Below are 16978 nucleotides of genomic sequence, written 5' to 3'. Positions count from 1 at the left end.
GCGGTGCCAATACCGGTCGGATATCAGGTTGCGGCAGCGACCCGGACCGGAACGGCGCGCCGGGTACGGTATGCCCGGACAGCACACCGCCGGACCACACACAGGTGCGGTCGGGACTGACGGAGAGGGCTGGAGAAGCTTATGGAAGAGCCGCGTCGCCTCGGCGGCCGGTACGAGCTGGGGTCGGTGCTCGGCCGCGGTGGCATGGCGGAGGTCTACCTCGCCCATGACACCCGCCTGGGCCGCACCGTCGCTGTGAAGACGCTGCGGGCCGACCTCGCCCGCGATCCGTCCTTCCAGGCCCGGTTCCGCCGTGAGGCCCAGTCGGCCGCCTCGCTGAACCATCCGTCGATCGTCGCGGTGTACGACACCGGCGAGGACTACGTCGACGGGGTCTCGATCCCGTACATCGTCATGGAGTACGTCGACGGTTCCACGCTGCGTGAGCTGCTGCACTCCGGACGCAAGCTGCTGCCCGAGCGTTCGCTGGAGATGACGACCGGCGTCCTGCAGGCGCTGGAGTACTCCCACCGCGCCGGCATCGTGCACCGTGACATCAAGCCGGCCAACGTCATGCTGACCCGCTCCGGCCAGGTCAAGGTCATGGACTTCGGTATCGCCCGGGCCATGGGCGATGCCGGGATGACCATGACGCAGACCGCAGCGGTCATCGGCACCGCGCAGTACCTCTCGCCCGAGCAGGCCAAGGGCGAGCAGGTCGACGCCCGCTCCGACCTGTACTCCACCGGCTGTCTGCTCTACGAGCTGCTCACCGTCCGGCCGCCGTTCGTCGGCGATTCGCCGGTCGCGGTGGCGTACCAGCACGTCCGCGAGGAGCCGCAGAAGCCCAGCAACTTCGATCCCGAGATCTCGCCGGAGATGGACGCGATCGTCCTGAAGGCGCTGGTCAAGGACCCGGACTACCGCTATCAGTCGGCCGACGAGATGCGCGCCGACATCGAGGCGGCGCTGGAGGGCCAGCCGGTCGCCGCGACCTCCGCGATGGGCGCGGGCGGCTTCGACCAGGACCAGCCGACCACGATGCTGCGTCCGCAGGACGGCGGCCCGAAGACGTCCATGCTTCCGCCGATGAACCCCGACGACGGGGGCTACGGCTATGACGACCGCGCCGACCGGCGTCGGGGCGGCCAGAAGAAGAGCCGTACCTCGACGATTCTGCTGGTCCTCGCGGCGGTGCTGGTGCTGGTCGGGGCGATCTTCATCGGCAAGGCGATGTTCACCGGTAGGGACGTCGGTGGCAAGGAGCCGCTGATCAACCTCGTCGGCAAGACGCTGGACGAGGCCAAGACGTACGGGCAGAACGGCAACTTCAAGGTCGCCGTGGGCGGCCGCAAGCCCTGCGACAACACCACGAAGCGCCATATCACCTCGCAGTCCCCGGCCGCCGGGGCGAAGATCAACAAGGACGACACGGTCACGGTCACGCTGTGTACGGGACCGGTCAAGGTACGGATCCCCGACGTGGGCGGCATCTCGTTCGAGAACGCGCAGAAGGATCTCGCGGACAAGGGCTTCCGCAACGTCGTTCCCAAGTACGAGGTGTCCGACCGCACGGCGGGCACCGTCATCCATCAGGACCCCCCGCCCCAGAGCAAGGCGGCCAAGGACACCAAGATCACGCTGACGGTCGCCCAGGAGAACCCGAAGGTGCCTGTCCCGGACGTTACGGGCCAGGACGTCGCGGCGGCCACGAACCAGCTGAAGGCCAATGGCTTCACCGTCACCACGACCGATCAGGAAGTCACCGACCCCAACCAGGTCGGCAAGGTGCTCAAGCAGGACCCCACCGGCAACAGCAAGGCCAAACCGAATTCGTCTGTCATGCTGACGGTCGGCAAGGCCCCGGCGCAGACGCCGGTTCCCAACGTCGTCGGCCAGAAGGTCAAGGACGCGAAGAAGACCCTCCAGCAGGCCGGCTTCAACAACATCCAGTTCCAAGGCCCGCAGGACGACAACGCCCAGGTGACCGAGCAGAACCCGCCGGCGGACCAGCCGTCCGACCCCAGCAACACCACCGTGATCCTTACGACCCAGGGCGGCGGCGGTAACGGCGGCTTCATCGGCGGGCCGTTCGGGGGGAATTAACAGCCCCCTCCGGCAGCGTCACAGCGTCGTACGACAAGGCCCCGGCAGCCCATGGAGGGCGGCCGGGGCTTCGTCGTCGGCGGCGGGCGGCGAGTCTGGGGGGGGGCGGGCCCCGGCCTAGCCGAGTTCCTTGGGCGGCGTGCGGTCCGCGTCGACCTTTTCGGTACGGACCAGCTCGCCCCAGACGATGTAGCGGTAATCCGAGGTGTAGACCGGCGTGCAGGTCGTCAGCGTGATGTAGCGGCCGGCCTTGTGCTTGCCGGACTCCTTGGGGATGTTGTCGAGCACATCCACGTTGTACTTCGAGGTCTGGTTGAGCACGGCGTAGACCTTGTAGATGTACCAGGTGTCCCGGGTCTCGAAGACGATCGGGTCGCCGTCCTTGAGCTTGTCGATGTTGTGGAACTTCGCTCCATGGCCGTCGCGGTGCGCGGCAAGGGTGAAGTTGCCCTTCTTGTCCTGCGGCAGCTCCGACTTGACCGGCTTGGTGTAGTAGCCGGCGACCCCCTCGTTGAGGATGTCGGTGTCGGTGCCCTTCTTGACCAGCACCTCGCCGTTGTCCATCGCCGGGACGTGCAGAAAGCCGATGCCGTCCTTGGTGTCCAGTTCGCCCGGGCCCTTGGGGCCGCTGTGGGGAACCTTCGCCCAGTGCTGGCGTACCGCGTCGCTCTGCTTGTGTGCCTCGCGGTCGGCGAGGACATTGGTCCACCACAGCGAGTAGACGACGAAGAGGGCCAGGATCAGTCCTGCCGTGATCAGCAGTTCACCGATGACGCTGACGACGGAGGCGGCGATCCGCCACCCGCGGCGCGGCTTCGGTGACGGCTCGGAGGGGTCGGTGTCCTCGTCATGTCCGGTCGCAGTCACCGTGTTATACCCCTCTTACGTCCGTTCAGCCGGTGAGCGCCGGCGGTTGGCCTTTGCTCCGCGGGCGCTCATCGACCATCTTGCCCCAGACGATCATCCGGAAGGTACTGGTGAACTCCGGAGTACAGGTCGTCAGCGTGATGTAGCGTCCAGGGCCGGTGAATCCGGAGCCGGGCGGCACCGGGCCGATCACGCTGGTGTTGCTCGGAGACGTCTGCGGGAGGACGCTCTCCATCTCGTACGTGTAGTACGCGCTCTGCGTCTCGACGACGATCTTGTCGCCCTTGGTGAGCCTGTTGATATAGCGGAACGGCTCGCCGTGGGTGTTGCGGTGGGCGGCCAGCGCGAAGTTGCCCTTCTTGTCCCAGGGCATGGCGGTCTTGATCCCGCTGCTCTTGTCGTAGTGGCCGACCATGCCGTGGTCGAGCACATTGTGCTTGTCGACGCCTTCCGCTATCGGCGCCTTCACATCGAGCTTCGGGATGTAGATGATGCCGAAGCGCTCGCCGACCGCGAGGTTCTTTTTCTCCCCGCCGCCCTTGTCCCACTCGTGCTGGAGGGTGGTGGCGGCGCCGCCCGCCTCCTCGCCGGCCATCACATTCGTCCACCACAGCTGGTAGGTGACGAAGAGCAGCATCAGTACGCCGAGGGTGATGAAGACCTCGCCCACGGCGCGGCTGACGATCAGGCTGAGGCTTTCCTTGGCGGCGCGTGCGGCGCGGCGGGCCTCCAGCCGGGAGGTGGGGGCGGGAGGCGGTTCGGCGGCGGCTTTGGCGGGCGTGGCGGCTTTGGCGGCGGAGGCCCCCGTACCGTGCCGGCCGCGTCTCCCGCCCCGCTTGGCGGCCTCCTGCGCGGCTTTGCGCCGGGCCGCCCGCCCTCCCGGGATCGGTGCCGCCGATGTTTCACGTGAAACAGTGTCGTCGGCCGATGTTTCACGTGAAACATCGGCGCGGTCGACGGTTTCACGTGAAACATCGCCGTCGTCGCGGTCCGCGTCCGCCTCTTTGGCCTGGCGCAGTGCCATGGTCTCGTCGTCCCGCTGCGACCCGGCGATCGTCTTGGCGATCGACTCGGCGGCCGCATAGGTCGCGTACGAGGGGACATAGCCGTGGTCGGAGTGCCGGGCGGGGCTCTGGGCCTGGGGGGCGCGTGGTTCCGTAGAGCTGTGCGGCCGGAACCAGGGCGAGCTCTCGCTCGGTGCGGGCCCTGCGCCCTCGCTCGCGGCATGCCGGCCCCGCCGCGAGGGTTGATCAAAAGGGCTGGGCGCCGGTGTCTGGGCGCGCTGAGGCGAAAGCCCGGGGAGCGGGTCGTTCAGCGGGTCGTCGAGCCGCCCTACAGCCTCCTCGAATGCATCGGGATCGCCGTACGGATCCGGCGGGTTGTACGGTTCCTGCGGCGCATGGGGCCGCTCGGACGCATACGGCTGCCCGGATTCGTACGGCTCATAGGGTCTCCCTTCACGCTCCGGGCGCAAGGGCGTCACGCGCCGGCCTTGCCGACCACCGGGGCAAGCCCCGCGGACCGCCCCAGGGCTCCCTCGTCGCCGCACTCCACCAGCCAGTTGGCCAGCATCTTGTGCCCCCACTCCGTGAGCACCGACTCGGGGTGGAACTGCACGCCCTCCACCGGGAGTTCGCGATGCCGCACGCCCATGATGATGCGTCCGCCGGGGGCGTCCTCGGCCTCCGTCCAGGCGGTGACGAGCAGTTCGTCGGGGACGGTGTCCGGCTCGATGGCCAGGGAGTGGTAGCGGGTGGCCGTGAAGGGGGAGGGCAGGCCGGAGAAGACCCCTGCGCCCTCGTGGGTGACGAGCGAGGTCTTGCCGTGCAGAAGCTCGGGGGCCCGGTCCACCACGCCGCCGTAGGCGACCGCCATCGATTGCATGCCCAGACAGACGCCGAACACCGGGACGCCGGTTTCCGCGCAGTGCCGGACCATGTCCACACACACGCCGGCCTGCTCGGGCGTGCCAGGACCGGGCGAAAGCAGAACGCCGTCGAACCCGTCCTGGGCATGCCGCGGCGCGACCTCGTCATTGCGCAGCACCTCGCACTCGGCACCGAGTTGGTAGAGGTACTGGACGAGGTTGAAGACAAAGCTGTCGTAGTTGTCGACGACGAGGATCCGTGCGGTCATCGGAGTGCCGCCATCCCTTCATTGACCGTGACGTCATTGAAGGGCAGCAGCGGCTCCGCCCACGGAAAGACGTACTGGAAGAGCACGAAGACGACCGCCAGCACCAGCGCCACTGAAATCAGCGCCTTCACCCATACGTTGCCCGGCAGATGCCGCCAGATCCAGCCGTACATGCGCTCGCTGTCCCCTTGCCGATGCCGATGACGTTGTCGATTGCCCCACCAGAGTAAGGGGCCGGAGGGGCCGCCGGTGGGTCAGCCGGTCAAAGCCGACGGCCTTCCCTGTGTGACGGGTTGGGTGGAATCCAGATGGGCCCAGGCGATCAGCCGGTGGCTGTGGCCCCATTCCGGTTCACAGGTGGTGAGGGTGAGATAGCGTCCCGGGCCGTTGTAGCCGGATTTCGCCGGTACCGGATCGATCACGCCGATGTCGCCGGGCAGCGTGGTGTAGGGGCGGTTGTCGATGCGGTAGGTGAACCAGGTCGTGCCGTCGGTGAGCACCACGGCGTCGCCGGGCCGCAGCCGTGGGAAGTCCTTGAAGGGGTCGCCGTAGGTGCGGCGGTGCCCGGCGACGGCGAAGTTGCCGGTCCGGCCGAGCCGCGCGGTGTGGTCGTAGTGGCCCAGGCCGCGCTGGAGGTCATTGGTCGCGGTGCCTTCGAGGACGGGCTTGGCCCAGTCCGCGCCGAACCGCGGGACGTACATCACCGCGAAGGAGGCGCCCTCCTTATAGGGGGCGGGAGGCTTGGGCTCGGTGGGCGCGGGGTCGCTGTCGTGGGCTGCGACCGGACCGGTCGACCACTGTTCCTGGAGCCTGCCGATCTCGTTGTCCATGGCGCTGTCGGCCCGTACGCCGGTCCAGAAGAGCAGGTAGACGACGAAGAGCACGATCAGTGCGCCGGCGGTGACACAGATTTCGCTGAGCGTCCGTACGATCCAGCGCACCGCGCTCCGGCTCCGCACCGTCATCCGGCCCCGCCCTTCCCGCCGCCCCGCGGCGCGCGGGCTACGGCTTCACAGGCTGTGCGTAGTGGAGGTCCACTGTGCCGGAGTAGCCGGGAAGAGTCACCGTCTCGTGCTGATCGACTTTCCAGCCCAGGCCGTAGGCGTTCACATACTGGAGATAGTTCTGGATGGCGGGCGAGGCGGTGAGCGCCCGGCCGAGGGCGGCGCGGTCGCCGACCGCGGTGATGGTGTACGGCGGGGAGTAGACCCGGCCCTGGAGGATCAGGGTGTTGCCGACGCAGCGCACGGCGCTGGTGGCGATCAGCCGCTGGTTCTTGACCTGGATGCCCTTGGCTCCGCCCTGCCACAGGGCGTTCACCACGGCCTGGAGGTCCTGCTGGTGGATGACCAGGTCGTTGGGCTGGGGTTCGGGAATGCCGGGGATCTTGGCGGTGGCGTCGGGCGGGGCGTCGGCGAGGGTGACGGTCAGGCCCGGGCCGGTCAGCGGTTTGGTGCCGGCGTTCTTCTCCAGGGCCTTGAGCTTGGCGTCCTCGGCCTGGGAGCTGCCGTTGTCGCGCTGGGCGAGGGCGTCGACACCCTGTCGAAGGGCGGCGTTGCGGTCGTCCTGGGCGCCGTTTTTGTGGCTGCGTTCCTGGATGAGGTCGGACAGGCGCAGCATGGAGTCGTCCGAGCGCAGATTGGTGCCGCGGGCGGTGTCGAAGCTGAGCCAGAACAGCAGGCCGGCGAGGCCGAAGACGGCGAGGGTCAGAATCCGTACCGGCCGCAGCCGGGGGCGGACGGGGCGACCTGGGGAGTTCGCGGAAGTGCTCAACGTACCCTTACTCCTTACGACGCCGCGGAAGCACTACGCTAACGGACGCCACGGGCGAGGAATCGCTGCCCACCGCTTCCTCTCCCGGCACCCCTTCCGTACCGTCCCCGCGCAGGTGGGGGCAGCCACCCGCTCGCGCCCTGCCGAGAGCGGGGGAGCAGCATCGACAGGAGTGTTCCTCGTGCCGAAGTCACGGATCCGCAAGAAGGACGACTTCACCCCGCCTCCGGCGAAGACCACGAATCTGAAGATGAATTCAGGCCGTGGCTGGGTGGCGCCTCTGATGCTGGCGATGTTCCTGATCGGGCTCGCCTGGATCGTGCTCTTCTATGTCTCCGAGGGCAGCCTGCCGATCCGGGCCCTCGGCAACTGGAACATCGTGTGCGGCTTCGGCTTCATCGCGGTGGGGTTCGGCGTCTCCACGCAGTGGAAGTAGCGCGGGCCCGGCGGTGGGCCGGATCCCGACGCGGCGTTGGCGGAGTGGCCCGGATGCCCGTCCGGCAACTCCTGCCCAAGGCCATCCACACGGTTATCCACAGGCGGGGAAAACTTCAGAAGATCTGTGGATAACCCTCGGGAGGTTGACGCCGGTGTGATCGGCGACGACCGGCCCCCACCGCTACCATCCCCCGTCCCGACTGGGGAAACGCAGGTCAGCCGGGCACCGTACGGGCGTTCCCCACAGCTTGCACAAGATCGGCCACGCATTGTGGACAACCTGGCGCGGTGGGCTTGTGACGGACCTCAGCCCACCAGCTGAAGGGTCCGTACCCACACCACCGCGACGATCGCCAGCAGCGCCACCGCGCAGGTCGCGGCCTGCACCAGATTCCGGCGTCCCCGTGGGGCATGGACCATGCCGTACGCGACCGCGGCGCCCACGACCAGGCCGCCGATGTGCGCCTGCCAGGAAATGTTCGGCCAGGTGAAGGTGAAGACCAGATTGAGGCCGAGCAGGATCAGCACCGGCTTCATGTCGTAGCGCAGGCGGCGCATCAGGACGGCGGTGGCACCCAGCAGCCCGAAGATAGCGCCGGAGGCGCCCAGCGAGAATCCGGCCGGATTGGCGACCAGATACGTCAGGGCGCTCCCGCCGAGCCCGGACAGCATGTACAGGGCGGTGAACCGCAGCCGGCCGAGCGCCGCCTCCAGGGGCGGACCCAGCCACCACAGGGAAAGCATGTTGAAGGCGATGTGCGGGATCTCCTGGTGCAGGAACATCGCGGTCACCAGGCGGTACCACTCGCCCTCGGCGACCCCCTGGGGCAGATAGCCGGGAGGGGTGCGGCCGAGCATGCCCAGTTCGCTCAGCAGCCGGGGCCCCTCGGCCTGCACCGCGATGAAGACCGCGATATTGAGGCCCATCAGGATCAGGGTGATCAGCCGCGGATTGGCGGCGATGGCGCCGCCCGCGAGGGTGCGCGGCGCGGTCGCGGTCGCCGAGCGTCCGGTGCCGCCACCGCTACGTACACAGTCCGGGCAGTGGAACCCGACCGAGGCGCTGACCATGCAGTCCGGGCAGATCGGCTTCTCGCAGCGGGTGCAGTGGATGCCGGTCGTGCGGTCCGGATGGCGGTAGCACGCCGGCAGGCCCTCGCCGCCCCGGGCGTCCTTCGGCTCCTGTGGGCTGCCTGGCACCTGGTCCATCGGTCCCCTCGTCGTCTTCTCGGCCTGAGCGCGTCGGCGCGCCGCCTCTCGCGCCCTTCGCCCGACCCACCGCCCCAGTCGTGCTTCGCGCCCCGCCTGATGTACGACCGGGCGGGGCGCAATGGTTCCCCGAGCGGGACGCTATCGGTCCGGGCTCGGGCCGCGGGACTCGCTCAGCCTTCGCGGGACTCGATGACGACCGTCTCGATGACGACGTCGTTCACCGGACGGTCGGTCCGCGGGTTGGTCTGGGCGGCGGCGATGGCGTCCACGACCTTCTTGCCGGCGTCGTTGCTGACCTCGCCGAAGATGGTGTGCTTGCCGGTCAGCCATGCGGTCGGCGACACGGTGATGAAGAACTGCGAGCCGTTGGTGCCCGGGCCGGCGTTGGCCATGGCCAGCAGGTACGGCTTGTTGAAGGCCAGGTCGGGGTGGAACTCGTCGCCGAACTCGTAGCCCGGGCCACCGGTGCCGTTGCCCAGCGGGTCACCGCCCTGGATCATGAAACCGCTGATCACGCGGTGGAAGACCGTGCCGTCGTACAGCCGGTCCGTGGACTTCTTGCCGGTTGCCGGGTGAGTCCACTCGCGCTCACCGTTGGCGAGCTCGACGAAGTTCTTGACCGTCTTGGGGGCATGGTTCGGCAGAAGCCGAATCTCGATGTCGCCCTGGTTGGTCTTCAGGGTGGCGTAGAGCTGTTCAGCCACGATCTACCTTCCATAAGTCTTCACTGGCGGTTACCGATCCTCGCACGAACCCTGCTCGCCGTCGCCCGACCACCACCTCCGGGCAGCCTTCGTACTGATTTCTTGCCGCTGCTCCCGTTTCGGCGCGATGTGACGGACCTGTGCAACCGGGCGCGCGAGGGCGCAAACCGTGGCATTGTCGTCACAAGGCTCCGGAAGGTCCCCCATGCCCCGGATGCCCGCTCGTACATGCTGTACGACAGGTGAGCGGGCATGATCTCCAACCGGGCGGACAGGCGACACAACAGATATGGGGACCGCCCCACAGCCCCGGACACGCCACCGAGGAGGAGGATCCCGTGACCCGCAAGGACAGCGTGCGCGCCGCGACCGGTACGGCGAAGGACAGCGTGCGGCACGCCGCGGAGGTGGTGGCTCCGTATGCCGGTACGGCGAAGGATGCCGCCGTGCATTACGCACACGAGGCCCGTACCCGTATGGGCCCGAAGGTGGCCGAGGCCGCGCACCAGGCCCGTGCGCAGTACGAGGCACATCTCCACCCGCGCCTGGAGCACGCCCGCGAGGCGCTGCCGCCCAAGGTGGACGCCGCGGCCTGCCGTGCCGCCGGCCGGACCCGCAAGGCCGCCCGGCATGCGGCCGAGTACACCGCGCCGCGGCTGGAGCACGCGGTGAGCAGCGCCCGCGCGGCCGCCGAGCCGGTGCGCGAGGAGGCCGTGGCCCGGGGCACCGCCGCGCTCGCGGCGCTGCGCGGCCAGGTGACGGCCGCCGAGATCGCCAGGCTCCAGAAGAAGCAGCACCGCCGCGCCTGCGCCGGCAAGGTCGCCAAGCGGCTGGCGGTGTTGGGCGCCGTGGTGGGCGGCGCGATCGCCGCCTGGAAGTGGTGGGACAAGCAGGCCAACCCGGACTGGCTGGTCGAGCCGCCGGCTCCCACCGAGGTCGGCGAGCGCGGCCGCCTGGGCGCCGTCGACGGCAGCGAGGGCGCCTCCCTCGACCCCGAGGTCCAGGCCAAGCAGGACGAGGACGAGGCCGACGAGCGCGGCGGCGGCACCTCCGCCTGACGCCCCGCACCTCTCGACGGGCCGTGCCCGCCCACCCCGCAACGGGGCGGCGGGCACGGCCCGTTGGCGTCTTCCGTAGTCCCCGGGGCTCAGGCGACACGGCCGCCGCCGGGCCTTCGCCGGGGCCTCCGGTGCGGCCCTGCCCGCACAACATGACGCTGCGTCACGACCCGCGCGTCCAACCGAGTGAAACACGCGCCTTCACGGACACCAAGCGTGCTGAAAAGCATATTGGCGGGTTACCTCGTGCCTGCCCATCGGTCGTGGTGTGCACTGCTCCACGGCCGCTGTCGGAGCACAGCGGAGGAGTACCGTCATGTCGTCGCGTTTCGTCAAACGGTCCGTCGAAGCGATCCTTCCCGTACTGATCGTGCTGCTGAGCGCCCCTGGCCTCGCCACCCGGGCCATCGCAGCGGCCGCACCGCCAACGGCACCGGCGGACACCGACTGGGAGGCGATCGCCGCCTGCGAGAGCAGCGGCCGCTGGCACATCAACACCGGCAACGGCTACCACGGCGGTCTCCAGATCGCCCCCACCACCTGGCGGGCCTACGGCGGCGAGCGCTACGCCCCGCGCGCCGACCTCGCCTCCCGGTGGCAGCAGATCGCGGTCGGCGAGCGCATCGTCGAGGACCGCGGGCTGGCGCCCTGGCCGAACTGCGGCCACTACGGCCTGTCCGGCTCTGACGAGTCCGACAACGGCGCAACGGTCACCCACCGCCATCCGTCGGCGCCCCACCACTCACGCCCGTCGCACCGGCGCAGCGGCCGCCACTACGTCGTGCAAGAGGGCGACTGTCTCTCGTCCATCGCGCACCACCGGCGCATTCCCGGCGGCGCCCGGGCCCTGTACGAGATGAACAGGCGGACCCTCGGCACGGGCCCCGACCACATCTACCCGGGACAGCGGCTGCACCTGCACCGGTGACAGCAGCGGGCGCCCGGACGCCATTGAGCGCACGAAAATGCCCTCTGACCTGTGTTTTCACAGATCAGAGGGCATCGGGCGGTGGAGCCTAGGGGAGTCGAACCCCTGACATCTGCCATGCAAAGACAGCGCTCTACCAACTGAGCTAAGGCCCCTTTCGCGGACCAGGGTACCTGGTACCCGGCCGCTTTCCCGACCGGGTATCGCCGCACCCGGCCACTCTCCGTAGGATGCTTCGCGAGATTCGCGGCAGCGAAGCGCGATCGGGGAGACAGGGGAGACGCATGGACGCAGCACAGCAGGAAGCCACCGCGCGAGCCCGGGAGCTTCAGCGCAGTTGGTACGGGGAGCCTCTGGGTGCGCTGTTCCGCCGTCTCATCGAGGATCTGGGCCTCAACCAGGCCCGGCTCGCCGCCGTACTGGGGCTGTCCGCCCCGATGCTGTCGCAGCTGATGAGCGGGCAGCGCGCCAAGATAGGCAACCCGGCCGTGGTGCAGCGTGTCCAGGCGCTGCAGGAACTGGCCGGGCAGGTCGCGGACGGCAGCGTCAGCGCTGCCGAGGCCACCAACCGGATGGAAGAGATCAAGAAGACGGCCGGCGGTTCGGTGCTCAACAACACCACGCAGCAGACGTCGTCGACGGGGGCCACCACCGTGCGGCGGGTGGTGCGGGAAATTCAGTCGCTGCTGCGGTCGGTTTCCGACGCCGGCGACATCATCGATGCGGCGAACTCCCTCGCCGCCACTCACCCCGAACTGGCAGAGTTCCTCAGGGTCTACGGTGCGGGCCGCACCGCGGACGCGGTGGCGCACTACGAGGCGCACCAGAGCTAGCCACAGCGGAACGCGGAAGCGGAACGGGGCCTCATGGGTGAGATCTTCGCCGGCCGGTACGAGCTGGTCGACCCGATCGGACGAGGCGGCGTCGGCGCCGTCTGGCGCGCCTGGGACCACCGGCGGCGCCGCTATGTCGCGGCCAAGGTCCTGCAGCAGAGCGACGCCCACACCCTGCTGCGCTTCGTACGGGAACAGGCGATGCGGATCGATCATCCGCATGTACTGGCCCCGGCGAGCTGGGCGGCGGACGACGACAAAGTGCTCTTCACCATGGATCTGGTGCACGGCGGCTCGCTGGCGCATCTGATCGGCGACTACGGCCCGCTGCCGCCCCGGTTCGTGTGCATCCTGCTGGACCAGCTGCTGGCCGGGCTGACGGCGGTGCACGCGGAGGGCGTGGTGCATCGCGACATCAAGCCGGCGAACGTCCTGCTGGAGGCCACCGGCACCGGCCGTCCCCATCTGCGTCTGTCGGACTTCGGCATCGCGATGCGCAAGGGCGAACCACGGCTGACCGAGACCAACTATGTGGTGGGGACGCCCGGTTACTTCGCACCGGAGCAGATGCTGGGCGCCGAACCGGACTTCCCGGCGGATCTGTTCGCGGTCGGTCTGGTCGCGCTGTATCTGATCACCGGCACCAAGCCCGATGCCGAAGCGCTGGTCCGGCACTTCGTCGAGCACGGCATCCCGCATGCCCCCGAGGACGTACCGGAGCCTCTGTGGCAGGTGCTGGCCGGTCTGCTGCACCCGGATCCCGACTCACGGTTCAAGACAGCCACGGGGGCACGCAAGGCGGTGCTGTCGGCGGCCGAGCTGCTGCCGGAGGCGACGATCGAGGACGAGGTCGTCGAGGTCTTCGACCACATCGGGCCGCTGCCCGGCGGGTTCGGGCCCAAGGGACCGCTCGCCTCCCAGGGTGCGTCCGCGGCGGCAGCCGCCGGGGGCTCGCTGTCGGACACCGGAAGCTTTCAGCTCGCGCCGCCGGTTTCACGTGAAACATCGTCGTCGGTTTCACGTGAAACATCGTCCCCGCCGCAGCCGGGCACCCCGCCGACACCGACGCCCACGCCCCCGCCGAGCGGCCCTCCCGGCGCCATGCCCCCCGGTTATGCGCCCTCCGGCCATACGCCTACGGGCCCTGCCGTGCCCGCCCCGCCGACCACGCCGCCACCGGCACCGATGCCGTCGTACGAGCCGACGGCAGCCATCCGGCCGGAGGTCGCGGCGACCCGGCCGTACACGGTAGGTCCGCATCCGGTGCCCGCCCCGGCGACGCCCGCTGCGGGCGTCCCAGCCGGGATGCGGCCCGCTCCGGTACCGGAAAGACGGCCGGGACCGCCCGCGAAGGTGGCGGTCCCGGTGCTGATCGTCGCGCTGCTGTGCATAGCGGTGGGCATCTGGGCGCTGGCCGTCTCCTGACGGTGCGCCACACCGGCCCCGCCGCGAGCCCCTTTCAGCCCTGGGGCGGCCCGAACTGCTGGCTGCCGCCGCCCTGTTGGTGCTGTCGCGGCTGCGTCGGCTGCTGGGCCTCGTAGGAGAGCGAACCGGCCGTCCCCGGTGTCCCCGGCACCGCTGCGGCGCCGACGGCCTTCCGCCGGGCCACCAGCGTCCAGGCGCCCAGTCCCGTCAGCAGCACCACACCGGTGCCGATCCCTGCGTAGGCGACCACGCGCAGAGTGCCGCTCTCGGCCTCCTGCGGGCCGGATGCCGTCCCCCCGTCGGGATCGGTATCGGTGAACCCGGGGGCGGGCCCGGCGTAGGTGGGCCCGGCCTTCGCGGCTCCCTTCACGTCCACCCGCAGGGTCAGGTCGGTGCCCTTGGGGAAGTACGACCTGGCCTCGGCGTTCAGGGTGACCTCGAGGTAGTACCAGCCCGGGAACCGCATCGCCTTGGCCGATTCGGTGATGCCGAAGCGGTTTGCGTAGTCAACGGGAGCGGTGAACTCCTTGGCTTGGGCCCCCTTGCCCTCGTACATCACGAAGTTGTCGCTGATGACGACGCCGCGTGCGGGATTGAAGACATTCAGACCGAGCGCGTTCGCGACAAATCTGGTGGTGCCGGGCTTGGCGGAGTTCGGCAGATCCGCGGTGAGGTTGAGCCGCTGGCCCCATGTGACCGGCACCCGGTAGAAGCGGGTCTCCCCGGGCATGATCCGGTCCCGCCAGACACCGGTGTCGACCCGGCCCGCATCGTTGAAGCCCGTGCCGCCCCGGACCTGGCGCTTGTCCGTGTCGGTACGCGGCGGAGGGGTCGTGGTGCGGAAGCCGTCGGTGCGCGGAGCGGTGGGAGCGGTGCCCTTGATCGGGGGCTCCTGGACGTAGCCCAGTTCGATCGGCCATTCGGCGGGCCCTGACGTGGGTGATCCCTCGCGGGTGACCACGACGTAGTACAGACCTGCCGCCTTGCACTGCGTCCCCGTGCCCCCGATGTCACGGCTGGCGTAATCGCCGATCGGATAGGCCGTACCGCCGGCATGGAAGGACTGCGTACGCTCCGCACTACAGGTACTGCCGTTGGCGTCCTGGACCTTGACGGTCAGTCTGTCCTTGTACTCCTCGACCTTGGTGCCGGGCTTGGGCGCGGCCACCACCGAGAAATAGGCGCTGGACTTGGCGTCGAGCTTGACCTCGTAGACCTTCTGCTCATTGCGCCCGATGCGGTCGGTGTGCAGGCCCGGCTCGAGCCGTGGCGCCTCGTCGGTGCCGGGCCTACCGGTGATCGGGGTGGCGCCCGGCGCCGTCTCGTAGGCGGGTACGTCCGCTGCGGAGGCCACCCCCACGGTGCCCGGCAGGAGGGCCACCATGACGAGCGCCGCCGCCGCGGCAATCCCTGTGTGCGCACCGCGCCGTGTCACCACGCCCCACCCCTCGTCGCATCCGAATCGACGTCGTGGGGCCGTGGCTTCCTGCGGGCCCGCAGGAGGGCGAACCCGAGTCCGGCCAGCAGCAGTACGCCGATGCCGCCGAAGACGGCCGCGACCACCGGGCCGGCCGCCCATCCCTGCTCGCCGTCCAGCCTGCCGTCCGCCGAGGATCCGGTGCCGTCCGCCGCGCTCTCGGCGACGGGGGCACCGGCCTGCGGGCCCGCCTTCGCCTTGCCCAGTACGGCGACCCGCAGCACCACACCGATCTGCGCGCTCCGGGCGATCTCGGATGCGCGGGCGCTCAGCGTCACGGCGATATAGAAATTTCCCTTGTCGTGGACCGGAATGACGTTGGGGCCGCTCTCGTAGCGGTTGGTCCAGGCGACCGGGACCGTTCCCATGCTGAGCGAGGCCGGCTGTCCGGTGTAGGGGACTTGCGGGGAGAACTCCCCGGTGCCGCTGCCGACCGGTGCCCGTGCGGGGGTGTACACCTGGGTGCCGCCGTAGGCGAGGGCCGCGGTGTGACCCTCGAGCGTGGGCTCATTGGCGAATTGCACGTCATAGCGCAGCTGCTGGCCCCAGCCGACCGGCACCTTGTACCAAAGGGTCTGCGAGGGAACGATCTTGTCCCGCCAAACGCCCTGGGTCAGGGCACGGGCGTCGTTGAAGCCGGTGCCGCCGGTGACGGGCTTGGGAGGGCTGGTGGGCACCGGAGCGGCCTTGCCGCCCGCCCCGTACTCCGGCTCCGACTGCGCGGGCGTGACGCCCTTCTTCAGCGGATGTTCCACGTGAAACATCACCTCGAGCGGCCAGCGCGAGGCATCCGAATCCTTGGCGGCCTTGCGCTCGACGACGAACCAGTAACGGCCCGCCTTGTCGCAGCCGGATCTGCCGTTCTCCGAGGGAATGCGGCTGAGGCCGGAGGTGAGCGGGGTGGCGCCTTGCCGCTGTCCGAACAGCTCGTGGGTGGAGTCGCAGGTGCTGTCGATGCCGTAGTCGATCTCGGTGTGCAGGGAGTCGAGAAGACCGACCGCCGCGCCGGGCTGAGGCACCACCGTCGCCGAGAAGTCAGCCGTGGAGGACGCATTCAGATCGACGGCGTAATAGCGCTTCTCGTTCGGCCCGATGCTGTCGAGGTACTGCCCCTCAGGGATGCCGGGCGCATTCGATTTGGTGGGCGTGCCGCGGACCTTCGTACCCTTGAACCGGTAGCCGTCGGCGGAGAGTTGGCCGGCCCGCTGGAGCTGGCGGGCGAGCGCCGTGGCGTCGGGAGCGTCGAAGTACTGCCCGTTGCCGGACTTGGCGATGCACTCCAGCTGCTGCCGGGCCCGGCCGGCGACCTCGAAGCCGATGGCGTCGATGTGCAGATCGACGTGGGCCTTGGCGAGTTGGGCGGCGACCGTACAGGGCGGCGGCGTCTGGCAGTTGTCCTCGCCGTCGGAGATCAGCAGGATCGTGCGCTTGCCGATCGATCCGCTGGAGGGCTTGGGCAGGTCCTGGGCGGCCTTGGTGAGGGACAGTCCGATCGGGGTGTCCCCTTTGGGCCGGACGCCGTTGACGGCGCGTACGAGGCCCGTCCGGTCGAGGGAAGCGACGGGCTGGGCGAGCCGGGTGTCGTCGCAACCGTGGGGCTTGTCGGCGCCGTAGACCCGGAGTCCGGTCGGATAGCCGGCGGGCAGCGCGCCGACCACCGTGCCGACGGCCTTACGGGCGGCGGCGATCCGGGTGCCACCGGAGCCGTCCTTCTCGGCCATGGAGCCGGAGGAGTCCAGCACCATCACCATGCCGGTGCCCTCGGCGGGCGGGCCGGCCGGTGCCGCCACCGCCGGCATTGTGTGCAGCGGCACGGCGACCAGCGCCAGCAGCAGCCCGCCGAGCAACGCCACCGCCCCCCTGCGGCGTCGTCGTGCCATGTCCCTCGTCCCCCTCGCGTACCGCCGTGTGCCGCGCGTTTCTTCCCGCACATCAACGCATCCGCGCACCCGCACGTCAACGCACGCCGAGAAGGCACATACGTCAGCTTTGCTAGTGCAAGTTAGTAATGTGCTAACGCA

Annotated in this window: 16 protein-coding genes and 1 tRNA gene; 6 read left to right on the top strand and 11 right to left on the bottom strand. The window is 69.5% G+C overall.

All coding sequences use genetic code 11. From position 1 onward, the window contains the following. Positions 1–141 precede the first annotated feature (141 nt). Positions 142–2106, top strand: coding sequence for a Stk1 family PASTA domain-containing Ser/Thr kinase (gene pknB / locus SNA_RS02470; RefSeq protein ID WP_030064415.1), 1965 nt, complete (start codon positions 142–144; stop codon positions 2104–2106). A 117-nt stretch (positions 2107–2223) separates the two neighbouring features. Here pknB and SNA_RS02465 read toward each other — a convergent pair whose 3' ends face one another. The 6 genes from SNA_RS02465 to SNA_RS02440 all read right to left on the bottom strand — a co-directional run bounded on the left by SNA_RS02465 (position 2224) and on the right by SNA_RS02440 (position 6882). After that, positions 2224–2973, bottom strand: a complete 750-nt coding sequence (locus SNA_RS02465; RefSeq protein ID WP_030064416.1) for a class E sortase — start codon at positions 2971–2973, stop codon at positions 2224–2226. Positions 2974–2998: 25 nt separating this feature from the next. Further along, positions 2999–4456: a class E sortase gene (locus SNA_RS02460; protein WP_030064417.1), complete on the bottom strand. Its 1458-nt coding sequence runs from the start codon at positions 4454–4456 to the stop codon at positions 2999–3001. Then, complete coding sequence (locus tag SNA_RS02455; RefSeq protein WP_030064418.1) at positions 4453–5109, bottom strand: aminodeoxychorismate/anthranilate synthase component II; 657 nt, start codon at positions 5107–5109, stop codon at positions 4453–4455. The genes SNA_RS02460 and SNA_RS02455 overlap by 4 nt, the downstream gene beginning before the upstream one ends. Further along, the gene (locus SNA_RS43080; RefSeq protein ID WP_030064419.1) at positions 5106–5282 is read right to left on the bottom strand and encodes a hypothetical protein; all 177 of its coding nucleotides are present in this window, start codon (positions 5280–5282) and stop codon (positions 5106–5108) included. Before SNA_RS43080 ends, SNA_RS02455 begins: the two co-directional genes overlap by 4 nt. A gap of 81 nt (positions 5283–5363) precedes the next feature. Then, positions 5364–6074, bottom strand: a complete 711-nt coding sequence (locus SNA_RS02445) for a class E sortase (RefSeq protein WP_030064420.1) — start codon at positions 6072–6074, stop codon at positions 5364–5366. A 37-nt stretch (positions 6075–6111) separates the two neighbouring features. Beyond that, positions 6112–6882 carry a DUF881 domain-containing protein gene (locus SNA_RS02440; protein ID WP_030064421.1) on the bottom strand — a complete coding sequence of 257 codons (771 nt, stop codon included), beginning with the start codon at positions 6880–6882 and terminating at the stop codon, positions 6112–6114. Between the two features lie 181 nt (positions 6883–7063). Here SNA_RS02440 and crgA point away from each other — a divergent pair, with 181 nt between their 5' ends. Then, positions 7064–7318 (top strand): cell division protein CrgA, encoded by a 255-nt coding sequence (gene crgA, locus SNA_RS02435; RefSeq protein ID WP_030064422.1) that lies wholly within the window; start codon positions 7064–7066, stop codon positions 7316–7318. 308 nt (positions 7319–7626) lie between these two features. Here crgA and SNA_RS02430 read toward each other — a convergent pair whose 3' ends face one another. After that, positions 7627–8529 (bottom strand): rhomboid family intramembrane serine protease, encoded by a 903-nt coding sequence (locus SNA_RS02430; protein WP_030064423.1) that lies wholly within the window; start codon positions 8527–8529, stop codon positions 7627–7629. A 173-nt stretch (positions 8530–8702) separates the two neighbouring features. After that, positions 8703–9236 (bottom strand): peptidylprolyl isomerase, encoded by a 534-nt coding sequence (locus SNA_RS02425; RefSeq protein ID WP_030064424.1) that lies wholly within the window; start codon positions 9234–9236, stop codon positions 8703–8705. Between the two features lie 338 nt (positions 9237–9574). Between SNA_RS02425 and SNA_RS02420 the strand changes: the two genes are divergently transcribed. Both SNA_RS02420 and SNA_RS02415 read left to right on the top strand, forming a co-directional pair. Next, the gene (locus SNA_RS02420; RefSeq protein ID WP_044362871.1) at positions 9575–10294 is read left to right on the top strand and encodes a DUF5324 family protein; all 720 of its coding nucleotides are present in this window, start codon (positions 9575–9577) and stop codon (positions 10292–10294) included. A gap of 316 nt (positions 10295–10610) precedes the next feature. Beyond that, positions 10611–11222 (top strand): LysM peptidoglycan-binding domain-containing protein, encoded by a 612-nt coding sequence (locus SNA_RS02415; RefSeq protein WP_030064427.1) that lies wholly within the window; start codon positions 10611–10613, stop codon positions 11220–11222. An 82-nt stretch (positions 11223–11304) separates the two neighbouring features. On the opposite strand, the gene SNA_RS02410 is transcribed toward SNA_RS02415, so the two are convergent. Then, positions 11305–11377: transfer RNA gene (locus tag SNA_RS02410), tRNA-Ala, on the bottom strand. Between the two features lie 129 nt (positions 11378–11506). Between SNA_RS02410 and SNA_RS02405 the strand changes: the two genes are divergently transcribed. Both SNA_RS02405 and SNA_RS02400 read left to right on the top strand, forming a co-directional pair. After that, entirely contained in the window at positions 11507–12055 is a 549-nt protein-coding gene (locus SNA_RS02405; protein ID WP_030064428.1) for a helix-turn-helix domain-containing protein, read from the top strand. 33 nt (positions 12056–12088) lie between these two features. Further along, the gene (locus tag SNA_RS02400; RefSeq protein ID WP_030064429.1) at positions 12089–13480 is read left to right on the top strand and encodes a serine/threonine-protein kinase; all 1392 of its coding nucleotides are present in this window, start codon (positions 12089–12091) and stop codon (positions 13478–13480) included. A gap of 34 nt (positions 13481–13514) precedes the next feature. Here the strand turns inward: SNA_RS02400 and SNA_RS02395 are convergent, their stop codons facing one another. Then, positions 13515–14918: a hypothetical protein gene (locus SNA_RS02395; RefSeq protein WP_030064430.1), complete on the bottom strand. Its 1404-nt coding sequence runs from the start codon at positions 14916–14918 to the stop codon at positions 13515–13517. Then, positions 14912–16837, bottom strand: coding sequence for a vWA domain-containing protein (locus SNA_RS02390; RefSeq protein WP_052808862.1), 1926 nt, complete (start codon positions 16835–16837; stop codon positions 14912–14914). The genes SNA_RS02395 and SNA_RS02390 overlap by 7 nt, the downstream gene beginning before the upstream one ends. Positions 16838–16978 lie beyond the last annotated feature (141 nt).

This window comes from Streptomyces natalensis ATCC 27448, from assembly GCF_000935125.1.
Classification (GTDB): Bacteria; Actinomycetota; Actinomycetes; order Streptomycetales; family Streptomycetaceae; genus Streptomyces; species Streptomyces natalensis.
This window is presented reverse-complemented; position numbering and strand designations above follow the sequence as displayed.

Coding starts and splice junctions, on each gene's coding strand:
- pknB (WP_030064415.1), top strand. CDS start 142: ATGGAAGAGCCGCGTCGCCTCGGCGGCCGGTACGAGCTGGGGTCGGTG.
- SNA_RS02455 (WP_030064418.1), bottom strand. CDS start 5,109: ATGACCGCACGGATCCTCGTCGTCGACAACTACGACAGCTTTGTCTTC.
- SNA_RS43080 (WP_030064419.1), bottom strand. CDS start 5,282: ATGTACGGCTGGATCTGGCGGCATCTGCCGGGCAACGTATGGGTGAAG.
- SNA_RS02445 (WP_030064420.1), bottom strand. CDS start 6,074: ATGACGGTGCGGAGCCGGAGCGCGGTGCGCTGGATCGTACGGACGCTC.
- SNA_RS02430 (WP_030064423.1), bottom strand. CDS start 8,529: ATGGACCAGGTGCCAGGCAGCCCACAGGAGCCGAAGGACGCCCGGGGC.
- SNA_RS02415 (WP_030064427.1), top strand. CDS start 10,611: ATGTCGTCGCGTTTCGTCAAACGGTCCGTCGAAGCGATCCTTCCCGTA.
- SNA_RS02405 (WP_030064428.1), top strand. CDS start 11,507: ATGGACGCAGCACAGCAGGAAGCCACCGCGCGAGCCCGGGAGCTTCAG.
- SNA_RS02400 (WP_030064429.1), top strand. CDS start 12,089: ATGGGTGAGATCTTCGCCGGCCGGTACGAGCTGGTCGACCCGATCGGA.
- SNA_RS02390 (WP_052808862.1), bottom strand. CDS start 16,837: ATGGCACGACGACGCCGCAGGGGGGCGGTGGCGTTGCTCGGCGGGCTG.